The organism is Paenibacillus harenae (genome assembly GCF_030812415.1).
GTDB classification, from domain to species: Bacteria; Bacillota; Bacilli; order Paenibacillales; family Paenibacillaceae; genus Pristimantibacillus; species Pristimantibacillus harenae_A.
The window spans coordinates 154,547-166,937 of record NZ_JAUSST010000009.1 but is presented as its reverse complement, the minus strand read 5'-3'; the positions used below and the strand labels follow the sequence as shown (position 1 = coordinate 166,937).

The following is a 12,391-nucleotide window of genomic DNA, read 5'->3' as shown; positions in this document are numbered from 1 at the left end:
TAAAATACTTATACAGATTCATTTGGTAGTTGAAAGGTGCAACAGCCGCATTACTAGAGATAATCAAAGCATATAGATTCCTTTGGCATAGGAACGTTCAATCAACGCAGTTGCACCTTTAACGGACTACGGAATGTAAGCCGATCATTTTACTCTCTGATTTTGCTTTAACCTGTGCTAGTGTTAATATAGGTTATCCCTCCTTACGCTTTGCCGATATGTCCTTTTTTATCGAATGGACATCATCGGAATTACGCTCATACTGTTTGGCAAGTGATTCAAACTGATCGCTGATTTCGTTGATAAACGTTATCAACTTATCTCACGCTGACGAGCTTCCTCCTTGGTACTCTTGTGTTCCTGTAGTTGGTACAATAACAGCGATATGAACAGTAATGCCAATAGTCCCTGTTACATTGCCCCGCTGATTAGCTGTGTTGACCCCTCCACGGCTACCCTCTTGACGACTTATTAAAGGGTAGGAGCGCTATGCACCTGCCCTACTTTACAGTTACATTGTTCGAACCGTCCCACCGTTTTGGCTTACTAGCCACCCACGCCGAACCATTCCATACACGAACCGCTTTCACATCAGAAACCCATGCCGACCCGTTCCATCGCTTGATCTTTGAAAAGGAAAACATAAAGTAATTGTAGATCATATTTCGGGTCTGCCCTGATGCCGCATACTTGACGTACAGTATACTGAGCCGGGAAAGTTTGACTTCGCGTTCCATAGCCCCAAACACCGAGTAAATATAGGTAGTCGTCGAGGTTTCTTGTAACGTCAGGAACTCCGTCCAAGTATTGAAGTCATATTTATAGACCACGCACTTACCATTGATTCCATTAGGATTGCTAGTAGTATTTAACGGCGATTGCAAAAGCATATATATATTTCCAGCATTATCGGAGGCTAGTGGGACAGCTATTGAATTACTCCATGTCTGCGAAGCTATTATCTCTACAGGTACGCTCCATGTTGAAGCGTGGTCAGTGGATATAGTAATCTTAGGTACTGTGCTGCCTGTACTAGAATCTTGGTCCGATGTTGCAACAATTACCACTTTATTGTCAGATGAAACGGTGATACTTGGGACGCCAACTGTAAAATGGTTAACCCCGCCATAGTCAATATCAGTCTTAGTAACAGACCAAGTTCCTGTAGACTGGTCACGTTTAGCACAATAAACTAGAGGATCGGCTGTGGTCGAATTTCCGTATTGCAAATATGCAACGTATACCCACCCGTCACTTCCCCGTGCAATGTTAGGAGCACCGGCCATATTCACGGATGGTGCGTAGGTTGTCCAAGTTCCGCCACCATTGTCACTGTATAAAACCCGGCAGCGTATTCCCGTGCCTGAGCCGGATGCGCAGGCAAAATATATCTGTTGCCCGTACACCAAAATATCAATGGAAGATACATCAGTGATTAGCGAAGAGTTTGTAAGTAACTGCGTCCATATCCCCGTATCGCCATCATACTTGCCGATATTTACATACCCACTTGAAGAGGTACAGCCTACATAGACGCTGTTCCCGTAGGAATGCACCGCATAAGGCAAAGATACGGACCCGGAGCTCGATATTTGATCTTTTATAAGAGTCCACGTACTACCCCCGTCTGTCGAACGGTACAGGGCTACGTAGTAAGTGACCCCGTTGAAACGCGACGCTGTAATGTATATATGACCGTTGTCAGTTGTCGTAATAGCTCGCTTTGACGTTCCCCAAAAAGCATCAGACGGTAATGAAATTTCAGCCATTCAGCCCGCCCCCTTTATACGCTCGTATCAATCCATATATCATTAACGGCGGGGCTTGTCGGCGCTGTCGTAGATACAGTGATCTTGTTCGTAATTTTCGCCGCAACCGCTGCATTTGCGAACGCTGACGTAGCTATTTGCGTTGTATTTGTACCTACCGCCGCTGTTGGGGCGGTCGGCGTTCCTATCAGCGCTGGACTCGCTAACGGTGCTCTCGTCGTATCCGTTGGATGTACGTGATCTTGGCGTGCAAATTTCGGAGACGTACCTACAGCCGCTGTCCCGTTAACCAACGGAGTAGTTGTTCCCGCTTGACCGACAACGTAAGCAGTTGTCGCTAGTTGTTGAGTACTTGTATCTGCGGCCGCCGTAGGAGCTGTAGGCGTGCCCGTTAATGATGGAGAACCTAGTGGAGCTTTTAATCCGAGCGCTGTGATAATCGCTGTGATTGTCATTGACGGAAGCGTGTACCAAGTAGCGGTGCCCATAACACCTTTTATCACGTTTGCGAGCTTAGACCACAAGCGAGTAGGCGTGTCTGCTCCCGCAGATGCAACTACCGTATCGTCAATTGTTCGGTTGCCTATAACGGTATCCGTCGCACTATTTGCCGTTCCCGCGCCCGCCTCGATACCGCTGAGCTTCGTTATTTTCGCGTCGAGTAAATCAACGTTTGCATTTAAATTCGCAACCGTAGCGTTATCGGTCGCTTCTAGTTTCTTTATTCCGCTTGGCAGCGTCTGCATATTATGGTCCCTCCCACGTTTCAAGTTGTCCGAATGTAAGCCCGGCCAGTGTGCCGAAAGTAGTCCCGTAGTCTTCGAGCTCACCGAACGTTATATAGATGAACATATATTCAATTCGCAAATGGGCAGGCAACACGCCACGTATCACCTTCTCCAAATCTGCTAAATTCGGAGGCACGCCGAGCGTCGAAACAAAGGTTACTGTAACCTTATAACCGGCGTAATCCTCGGCCACCTCAACTACCCCATTCGAATAAGCTTCCGCCACCGACTTAATCAGCCTCGCAGTGACTGTCCCCGTCCCGCGAAGCTTCGAGCGGATAACGGCCCGACGCTGATCGTAGGGTTGGCCTGCGGATGGCTTAATGCCAAGTTCCCGCTCCCATCTCGCCAGCCCCCATGTAGCAGAATCTATGAATCGTTGATTAAAACCAGCATCAATTGCCGTTACTAAGCTATCCAGTTCTTCACCTTCAGCCTCAGCTAACAAACGAAACTCTTTAATGACCTCATAAAAGCTAGGCAGATGACCTAGCCACTCTCGTCCCATGGGACTTGCCAAATCATTCACTCAAGGTCACCTCCCCGATGACGGCAACCTGCCCAGGCAACACGGTGACATTTAAATCGCCGCCATTCACCGTCAAGCTCGCGAAATCGTGAATGCCCGGTACGTCAAGCAACATCGAGCCGATTCGAACGTATTTAGGAGACGGATCGCTTGAGAAAGCGATGCTACGCAAATAGGCTTCCAATGCTTCACTGAAAGCTATCTTCACCGTTGCCAAATTTGATGTGCCTGTTAGCTCAACACTAGCTGAAACGTTAATCGCTACTCCCTGCGCGGCAGTGACCGTTACGTTTGCTCCAATCGGCGCTACACCTTCTCCTGTGCCCGCCACGGGACAAATATATTGCTGCACGTCATCCACCAACTGGCTAGTCGCCGGCTTTTTGTTGCTGTCAATGACGACAACACGAACCGTACCCGGTCCGTTCCACAACGGCTCAACCCTGACATCGCCCACGCCAGCTATCGACAGTGCCCACTTCCGGTAATCGGACTGATTGCCGCTCGTACCCGGACTTTGAATCTCGGCAAAAAATCGGCTGCGCAGCAGATCATCCGACTCCTCATCCTCGCCTGGCACCAATATATCCATCAGCATAGCGGACGCAAGCCCATTTACGTAATCAATAGGAAGCAGGGCCCCGTACGGCTCATTGCCGCTGCGCCCGACGGACTCACACTCTAGCGCATATTCACCATCTGCAAGGCGTTCAATTGCCCTGAAGTTCAATTGATTAGCCGAGAAACGACTGCCGATCGGAATATCAAACGGCGTATCGCCCCCTCCATAAAAGCGTCCCAACCGCTTTGCTTTCGTAGCCGGTTGCCTTATAATCCCGAAATCGGCTGTTCGCCTGCTCAGATACTCACCACTGGACGTGTCGCCAAAGGTTAACGCCATCTGAATATCCAACTGCGCGTACATTTCGCCTAATTCCGCAGCCGCAGGCGCCAAAGCGTCATAAATAATACTGCCTTCACGCTTATCGACGTCATTCGGAACGCGATCCAACATGCGCTGCAACAAAGAAGTAAATGTTACGTTCTCATACATTTTGCCTCACCTCCTCTCGAAAGCTGCCAAAATCAGATACAACGGTGAAGGCTGCAAGCGCCCCATCGCCGTCGATCTCAATGACAAAATCATTCACTTCGCTAATCCGGTCATCCTGCAGCAACGCTTCGCTTACCCGTCGCTTAAGCTCGGAACGGACGAATGCCGGATCGGCACCTACCAGTCCCTCCAGTTCAACGCCATAATCGGCACTGTAACAGAAGAAGCGGTAACGTTCTGTCTGCAATATTTTGAATGCCGATTGCCTCACCGCATCTAGCCCATCCGTTAGACCAATCACGCGATTACCCACAGAATCCAGCTTATACGTTCTGCTCGTCTCGGTCCGCTCTCTGAGCTCCGCCTCGGACAAGCTAGTCCCTTGCGGAATCATGGGCGCACCACCTTATCCAGCACTACGTATTGTTGTCCGCCCTGCACGCGAAGCAGAAGCACGGCATCGCCGGCCTCAAGCCCCTTTCGAATAACAACCTTATTCGTCAGCGCTTCTCCAGTCGAACCTTCATATGAGTTATGACTATGTGAAAGATCAACTTCCATCTTCGTTAAGCTTTCCGGTACAATCAAAAAATCCTCCGGCAGCGTGAAACGTGGATCCACGTTCACTTCCAGAGGATTTACACTCGTTACTTTTCCGACTAGGACAGCCATCGGGTTGCCAGATGCGTATGCTGCCGCGCCGGCTTTTTTGATCGAATCAAGCAATGCCATCAAATCACCCTCAATTCCAGACTCATCGTATGCGTATCCGCATCGAATTTATGCGTACAGTCTTCCACGAGAAAATATTGGCTAATATCGAGTTCCTGAATCACTACGGGAATATAACAGCCCGCGCGTACACGCAGATCGCCAATTGCATCAATGCTAAGGGTCCTCTGCTCGCGATTTTTCAAGGTCAGTAATTGATCGACAAGCGTCTTGATCTGCGCCTCATTCATTTTTTCATCCGCTTGCTGATACAGCTGAAGCCGCCCCCACTTGGCAATATTAGCGCTGTCCTGACCAACATGAATATCCCGTTTCCCCGTCTTCTTATTGTCTTGAAACACTTTAATATGGTTGTACGTATCGCTGTCGATCGAACGCTTATAACCGTAATCGTCCATCAGACTCCAATCGCCGACAACGATGTCCAGCTTCATCTCCTTAATATTGCGAAGCGACAGCTTGCCGAAATTATCGTATAGAAAGAAGTTCCCTCCTTCATTAATCAGCGTCAAATCTAACGCCTTGCAAATAATGTCCAGCAGCTTCTTATCTTTTTCGGCCATTGACGGGATTTTGTAACCTGTATCCGAGATAGTCCCGAGCCTCAGTTCAAAATCGTCAGCGATTTTCTTCACGATTTCCGACGCCGTATTATTTTTGAATACATACGAGTCATTAGCAAGCAAATATCGGATCTGGTCATAGGCTGTGATCGACACGCTCTCGTCCATGCCGGAATCAATCTCGAATACATAACCGTAAAAGACACCTGTGCCATCCTTCATTACGCGAATAACATCGCCTGAATTAACCGTAAATTCGTCGCTTTGGAACAGGCTGCCCTTTATAAGGGTTAAGCTAAGACTGGATGCCGATCCGATACGTTTCGTTTTGTACGTCAGTGACGGAACAATACTCGTTATATCCCACACCTTACCGTTGCGATTATCGATTAGTATCTCCAGCATCGCATCACTCCTTTAGCTTTAATATTTTGCCTTCGAGCGCATCTTTCTTCAACAGCTGCCAATCTTTAATTTTGTTCCACCGCTTAATATCTCGTGCTAGTGTCGCACTTCCAAGCTGCTGCTTTGCCACTTTTATAAGCGTATCGCCTTTAGCCATCCTATACGTCTTAGGGCTTTGACGGTCCGAGGGTCGACTCGCCTTTTTCTTGACTCCGGTTTGATTATTATCCAGAATCACTTTCCTCGCACCGTAAAATACGAACTTCTTCAGCCCGATGCTATATTCGATGTCCGAAGAGCCCGCGATTTCCGACCATTCGAATTTCTCGATACTAACCGCCATATTCAGATCAAATGAAGCGCCCGTAAAAACTAACCTGATCGGATGCTTCGTTTTCATCCAGTTCAGGATCAAGTTCACGTAGTAAACCGGCTCGTACAGTACCTGACTTGCAACGAAGGCATAGTGATTGACCGGGAAAACGCTTTTGAATGAAATATCCGTTAACTTTGGACTCTGAATGACATTAATCTCGCCAAGACCGGAAACCTCGTAGGTTTTGCCTCCACCAGAATCCCCAATAGAAATATCCGGCGGATTAACTGGAATTCGGAAGCCCTCCTGCTGGTTGTTATAGCTGAGCCAAATGCCATAATCGGTATGGTTGTTCGTCAGCATTATGCATACACTCCTTCTGCGGAGGTCGCGATCTGCTCATTGAGCGTCCGCTCGATTCGTCCGATGATCGTATCAATGTCGTAGCCGTTGTTAATATCGCCGGTCTGCACGCTAACGCTCGGCTGCAAGGACACGAAGTTTTGAATGTTCTTCATCTCGGCGAGCTCCCTCATCGTCTTCAAATCCTCGCTCGAAATATCGACGGTTTCGTTGATGCTTCCGACTTCGTTGACTCGGTTGATGTTTGGTTGGGTTCCACCCAAACCCTGGGTACCGGGAGGCTGTTCAGCAATTTTACCTCCGGTAGCTTCCTTGAGCTCAGCCCCCAGGTCACCTAGTCCGTTATTGAGATTGCTCATGAACCCCTTGCCCGCTTTATTACCTTGGTCGAAAGCATCGCCTACATCCGTTTGCGCCATCTTGTACTTCGACGGATCAAAGCCTTCCTTATGATTCTCGGGATCGAACTTCTCCAATGCGCTAGCCTCAAACTCGGCTATCAATGGGATCTTAGCTCCGCTGATGGCGTTCAGCTTCTCGATTAACCAATTGACATTATCAATAAGTTTATTGATCAATCCCTCAAAGTATCCGAGCACCGTTTGAACTAGATCAAAGAAAAACTTCCGAATGCCATAAGTTGCGTCAAAGAAAATATTCACGAAAAATCCTACTACCTCCAAAATGATATTCCATAATCCAGCAAACAAGTTTTTCAATACAGTGAAGAAAGCATAAAAGACGCCAGTAATAATGCCGACAACAGCTTCTGTTTCTGCTCCAAAATAAATCATAATGCCAATTAAAATACCAATCGCCAAAATGATAAGCAGTATCGGCCAGTTAACTAACAGCCATGCAGCTGCTTGCGCCAGTACAGGGGCTACCATTGTCCATAAAGGGGTAAGAAGTCCCCATAGTGCTGTTAATATGGTTGGCAGCAGAACAGCACCGAGCAATGCGAAAACAGTCGCTATCGCAGGCCAGTATGCAATAAACTGATCTACCAGCCATAATGCCCCTTCAGCAACGACAGCCAGCATTTGGGCTACAAACGAGAGCCCAGCACCGAATATATCAAAAAATGGCTGGAGCTTACCTGAATTAAACAGCTCGTTAACTGCAGCAAGAATCGGTGTAAAGGCCGCAATTGCTCCCGAACCTGCTCCTGCGAACCCAGCTTTAACCTTATTCTTTAGAGCGGCTATCTGCTCATTCGGAGTATTCATGGCTGTAGCTAAAGCTTCCTCTCCCATATTGGCTTTCACAAGAACTTGATCGAGCGCATTCAGGAATCCATCCACGCTATCCTCGCCAGGATTCGTGAATTTAGTAATATCAATACCCTCTACGATTTCGGGACTCATATTGAATTGACTGGCTATGTCCGAAAAGTCGCCGGAAGACAGTGCATCTTTGATCGCGGACGCTGCTCCTTCCACACCACCTCCACCGATGTCGAACTTGGACATTTTCATGGCCATCGTCGACATACGGTCTAGTTGCGAAGTGTCGTTGGCAGCTGGCATAAGCGTGAGCGCAGTTTTTACCCCTTCTGTTACATCGACACCGTTATCTACCGCATTTTTGCGTATATGATCGAATAATGGACCTCCGGCTTCCTCGCCACCGCTTCTTGCAATGAGCATTGCTCGCATTTGATCTTCTTCCACGGCGCCCGATATGGCCATTTTTATCATTTTCGCAGCCGTTTGACCAGCTTTAACAATTGCCGTTTCCCAAAAGGTTGCCCCTTCTTCTGCCTGCGCTGCTAAATCTGCTGGCGGAGGAGCAGCTTCTGGAGGAGCTGGATTTTGGGTCAATTCGTTTATAGCAACGATTGAGCTTAATATATTTCCTATCCCAGCAATTACTTCAAATGGATCATCAAAAAGCTCACGAAAACCGCGTCGACCGTTGTTGCCATTGTTACCGTTATTTCCGTTATTATTAGGATCTCCCGACCCGGAGCTTTGATCTGCAGCTTCTTTCAACTTCTTAATTGACTCCGTGAACTCATTCATTGAAGTCGTTGCCTTCTTGAACTCTGTATCCATCTGCTCAATTTCTTGTTTAGCTGCAGAAACACCTTCAAGCAAAAGCCTCCCTTGCTCCGCAAGATTCATGAAGCTTACACGAATATCAGCAGCTATCCCTATATTAGTTCCCCTGACTACAATCATAGCTCTCTCTGATATCAGTGTATCGAATTGACTTGCCATCCCTTCACCCCCTTCACACGGGCAAGAGCGCTCCCGATGCCGAGAGCGCTGCCCGTCCTTATTTTCGTTTCGATCTGGCGCGCTGCTTCTTCTCGCTCTCGATGCGGACGTCGATCATGGCATAGATAGCCGCTTTCTCGCGGCGGGACATCGCCATCAGCTCGTGGGGCAAGATGCGCAGTTCATGGAGGGCGTAGTAAGCGTAGTTCGCTTCGCCGTCGCCCTCTTTGATTAGTTTTTTACGTCGTCAGCCAGATCGTTCAAGCTTTGGTTGAAGCCGTTAATGTCCTGTACGCGCTGGACGAGGGACGCATATTCGCCCGGACGCAACATGGTGCGAAGCAGATTTTCCGCTCCCATGACGCCGTAAGACTTTTGCAGTTCCGAATCCTTCAAGTTCGGGAAATGAATGCTGCTGACGACCAGCTTCGCCAAGTATTCATCCGTATTCGTCTCGGGCACGAATACCCCATTCTTGCCCTTCACCTTGCGCGTCGCCGATTTGCGGCAATCCTCGTTCTCCGCCTCCGTCATGCTGCGAAGCTGCCATGCAATCGGCTCGCCCCCCGCATTCTTGAACCGATTCGATACGATAAAAGGTTCTGTCTCCTCAGCAGCAGCATGTTGCGCAAAAAATAAACTTAGTTCACTCATGTTCGTCCTCCGATATGTTTATATGATTTTAATAATTTAAATGCCTGCAAGTCTCGTGAATGAATCTTGAATATCGACGCCTTCAAAGGTAAATTCCAATTCTTCCTCCAGCGCCTCGCTCTCCGTATCAAGCTTGCCGATGATGACCTTGTTCAGGTTCACGTTATAAAGCGTTACTGTCTGCTTGCCGATGGTTGAAGCCGGATCCTCGTTCACGATTACGACGTCGAAATAAGAATCGATACCCGTTTTCACGTAGTCCAGCATCATTTGGCGGAACTTCGTCGTTACGTAATAAATCGTCATGCTGCCTGTACCCGACCAGCCTGTCGCCTTATGCTGCAAGCCGCGGTGTCCGAGCGTCTTGATCTCGGCCTTCGTCTTCTCGATGCTCGCTTCCAGCGTTTTAATATAGAACATTTCCTCGGTTTGTCCGTTAATATTGGCGTATGCCCGTCCCTCTTGGCCGGAAATCGTATCTCCCGCGTTCAAAAATGCCATCTTACTTCACCGTCACTTTCATATATACTTTTTCTACGCTGTCCACCGGTTTGATATATGCATCGATAAAGATGCTGTCAGCAGACTCGCCGCTCGAAACGGTCAGGTCTGTCTGCGAATCGAACTGCTGAATCGCACCGCGGCGCTGCAAGCTGTCCAAATACTTCACGCATTCGCTCCGGAACAGACTGCGACCGTCCTGGCTATTGTCGATCTTACCGATATACGAGGCTTCGAAAATATGTTTAAGGTCGTTCGCAATACCGTCCAGCACGCGAATGACTCGGTTTTTAGCAAAAACTTGGCTCTTTCCGTCCGCAAGAGTCGTCAGCGTATTAATGTCCTGCTCGACGATAGCTCGGCCGTTGCTCGCCGTGAATACGAATTCGCCGGCTTGCAGCGCTGCCTCGATCTGCGTATTCGTATAACGAACATCCGCATCGACGGCGTCCTCGTACGCCTCGTAAGTCAGAGACTTGTTCATTGCAGCGCCAGCCGTTGCGGCTGCCACCCATACCGTTGCCTGTTCCGCGTCAACGATAGTGCCGTCTGCCAGCTTCACGCCGTTTTTGACGCTAATGACGCCTTCATGATCGGCAGCCGGATATTTCGCGAGCACGACCTGGATTTTACGGCCTTCTACCTCGCGAAGTCGGCGGGCAAATGCGGCATAAGCCGCTTTAAGCGACTCGTCGCTAGATACGAGCGCGATGGTATTGAAATCTTGCAGCTCGATCTTCGATAGGAAGTCAATGTGTTGCTGATTCGTGATCGAGCCGTTCGTGCCGCCTGCAAGCCGCGTGCCGGCAGCTGCGCCAAGAGCGCCCGTGCCGCTGAATTCGACGAAAGCATTCGGTTCAAGAGCTGCAATGCCGTCAACCGTCTGAACATCCACCTGCACACTCGATACGTAAGTAATAACATCGAACAGTTGACCGTTATCGACGTTTTCTTGAACGGCAACCTTCACATCATTGCCTCGTACGCCGCCGAATTTGGCAGTCGCCGTAAGATCGCCTATCGAAGCGTTCGCTTTCGCACCTTCGTTCAATCGATACACAAGCACCGTCTTCGCACGATTCAGCGCGCTTGCCAGCCCTTGCAGCTCCGGTGCGTCAAGACCGTAACCGAGCAAGCTGAATATATTCGACTCCGCGTTGATCTCCATCATTTGCTGCGGCTGACCCCAGTTAAGGATGAGCGGAACCGATACGATCCCTCTTTCCGCGATACTGTTAACTGCCTTTTTCTCGCCGACCACATTAATATAGACGCCGGGACGAATTTTGTTTTGCGTTGTCCAATTTCCTCCTGCCATGTTCTACATGACCTCCTTTGTCAAATACGCGCTTATTAGTTTCGTTGCTTGTTCATGCGAGTAAGTTTCGTCCTCGTCCAGCACCGCGGCTAGGACGTCCTTATCGGAAGTCGAATACCTTCTCGCCGCAGTCAGCTGCGACTTGCTGAAGCATCGCTCCGGCTTCGTCTCTTTCCTGTCGTTCTTCCTCATCGAAACGCACCTCCGTCTTCCAAGGTTTAAGTTGTTGCTCCTTGCTGCTACGCCTCAATCACTCCTCTCGGATGGGTGCAAAAAAGGGACAAGCGGCTCATCCCTCAGCCGCTTGTCCCTCGCTCATGATCTCTTGCACAATATCATATTAGCACGGTTTATTCGGCGATATCGGACATCCGGCGGACAACCTGCGGACATTAAGCGGACATAAACCGGACAAGCTCCTGGACCGCCTTTTGTTTCCATCTGCGGAACGTGCGATCGACAATGCCGAGCTCCGAAGCAACGAATTCCGCTTGTTTTCCTTCTATATAACGAAGCTTCAGCAGTTGCGCATACTGGGGCTCGAACTCCTCCAGAGCTTCAAGTGCTTCGTCGATCTCCCGCTTCCGGCGCTCCAAATCCTGCAGCTCGCTGATCTTATCGAGTACGCCTCTATACCCCTCCGAAGAGGATGAACCAGCCCGCGCCTCCAGCACCTTCTTGATCTTGCTCTCCAATTCTTTGAGCAGCTGCTCGTCCTCCGGGCTAGCCGACTCACGAACTCGTTTCACTTCCTTTAATTGTGCCCGCGTCCCAAGCGGATATTTGGTCAAGTTCGCATGCGCGGCCGATTCAATCTGCAGCTCCCTCTCGTCCAAGTACATGCAGCTAGACAGCTTGCGCAGCTCTCTATGGAGCTCTTGAAGCTTGTCGTCCTCAGAAACTGCGCTTAGTCGGATGCCCGGTCCGACCGAAGTTTTCTCAAGCTGCTTCATGCGTGCGGTCAGACGACGATAAGAACTAAGCAGATCCAGTACGATTTCTTCCTTATTCATTAGATATGACCTCCTATTTATCGGCTAAGTATTTTAAATACCCTTTATTACAAAAAAATATAGCTATCATCCAGTATTGACAATACCATCAGCGAGAAATATACTAGCTGTGAAGTATTCTTAATAGCATCCCCGCTATTTGTCCGACAGCTATATGCTTCCTT

15 protein-coding genes are annotated in these 12,391 nt (G+C 49.0%); all 15 read right to left on the bottom strand.

The features are described from left to right. Positions 1-312 precede the first annotated feature (312 nt). The 15 genes from J2T14_RS31035 to J2T14_RS27995 all read right to left on the bottom strand — a co-directional run bounded on the left by J2T14_RS31035 (position 313) and on the right by J2T14_RS27995 (position 12,227). The gene (locus tag J2T14_RS31035) at positions 313-402 is read right to left on the bottom strand and encodes a hypothetical protein (protein WP_373458220.1); all 90 of its coding nucleotides are present in this window, start codon (positions 400-402) and stop codon (positions 313-315) included. Between the two features lie 98 nt (positions 403-500). After that, positions 501-1,769: a sialidase family protein gene (locus J2T14_RS28060; RefSeq protein ID WP_307476309.1), complete on the bottom strand. Its 1,269-nt coding sequence runs from the start codon at positions 1,767-1,769 to the stop codon at positions 501-503. Between the two features lie 14 nt (positions 1,770-1,783). Then, entirely contained in the window at positions 1,784-2,515 is a 732-nt protein-coding gene (locus tag J2T14_RS28055) for a hypothetical protein (RefSeq protein ID WP_307476306.1), read from the bottom strand. Between the two features lies 1 nt (position 2,516). Further along, complete coding sequence (locus tag J2T14_RS28050; protein WP_307476304.1) at positions 2,517-3,086, bottom strand: putative phage tail protein; 570 nt, start codon at positions 3,084-3,086, stop codon at positions 2,517-2,519. Beyond that, positions 3,079-4,140 (bottom strand): baseplate J/gp47 family protein, encoded by a 1,062-nt coding sequence (locus J2T14_RS28045; protein WP_307476302.1) that lies wholly within the window; start codon positions 4,138-4,140, stop codon positions 3,079-3,081. The genes J2T14_RS28050 and J2T14_RS28045 overlap by 8 nt, the downstream gene beginning before the upstream one ends. Further along, positions 4,133-4,534 carry a DUF2634 domain-containing protein gene (locus J2T14_RS28040; RefSeq protein WP_307476299.1) on the bottom strand — a complete coding sequence of 134 codons (402 nt, stop codon included), beginning with the start codon at positions 4,532-4,534 and terminating at the stop codon, positions 4,133-4,135. The genes J2T14_RS28045 and J2T14_RS28040 overlap by 8 nt, the downstream gene beginning before the upstream one ends. Continuing rightward, positions 4,531-4,872 (bottom strand): DUF2577 domain-containing protein, encoded by a 342-nt coding sequence (locus tag J2T14_RS28035; protein ID WP_307476298.1) that lies wholly within the window; start codon positions 4,870-4,872, stop codon positions 4,531-4,533. The genes J2T14_RS28040 and J2T14_RS28035 overlap by 4 nt, the downstream gene beginning before the upstream one ends. Further along, positions 4,872-5,840 (bottom strand): XkdQ/YqbQ family protein, encoded by a 969-nt coding sequence (locus J2T14_RS28030; protein ID WP_307476295.1) that lies wholly within the window; start codon positions 5,838-5,840, stop codon positions 4,872-4,874. Before J2T14_RS28030 ends, J2T14_RS28035 begins: the two co-directional genes overlap by 1 nt. Before the next feature lie 4 nt (positions 5,841-5,844). Next, on the bottom strand, positions 5,845-6,519 hold the full coding sequence (locus J2T14_RS28025) for a peptidoglycan-binding protein LysM (RefSeq protein WP_307476292.1): 675 nt from the start codon (positions 6,517-6,519) through the stop codon (positions 5,845-5,847). Beyond that, positions 6,519-8,741, bottom strand: a complete 2,223-nt coding sequence (locus J2T14_RS28020) for a hypothetical protein (RefSeq protein ID WP_307476290.1) — start codon at positions 8,739-8,741, stop codon at positions 6,519-6,521. The genes J2T14_RS28025 and J2T14_RS28020 overlap by 1 nt, the downstream gene beginning before the upstream one ends. A 231-nt stretch (positions 8,742-8,972) precedes the next feature. Then, on the bottom strand, positions 8,973-9,395 hold the full coding sequence (locus tag J2T14_RS28015) for a phage tail assembly chaperone (protein ID WP_307476288.1): 423 nt from the start codon (positions 9,393-9,395) through the stop codon (positions 8,973-8,975). 36 nt (positions 9,396-9,431) lie between these two features. Continuing rightward, on the bottom strand, positions 9,432-9,896 hold the full coding sequence (locus J2T14_RS28010; RefSeq protein WP_307476285.1) for a phage tail tube protein: 465 nt from the start codon (positions 9,894-9,896) through the stop codon (positions 9,432-9,434). Between the two features lies 1 nt (position 9,897). After that, positions 9,898-11,214, bottom strand: coding sequence for a phage tail sheath family protein (locus J2T14_RS28005; protein ID WP_307476283.1), 1,317 nt, complete (start codon positions 11,212-11,214; stop codon positions 9,898-9,900). Between the two features lie 3 nt (positions 11,215-11,217). Continuing rightward, positions 11,218-11,406 carry a hypothetical protein gene (locus tag J2T14_RS28000; protein ID WP_307476281.1) on the bottom strand — a complete coding sequence of 63 codons (189 nt, stop codon included), beginning with the start codon at positions 11,404-11,406 and terminating at the stop codon, positions 11,218-11,220. 200 nt (positions 11,407-11,606) lie between these two features. Further along, positions 11,607-12,227: an ECF-type sigma factor gene (locus tag J2T14_RS27995; protein WP_307476279.1), complete on the bottom strand. Its 621-nt coding sequence runs from the start codon at positions 12,225-12,227 to the stop codon at positions 11,607-11,609. Positions 12,228-12,391: the final 164 nt, after the last annotated feature.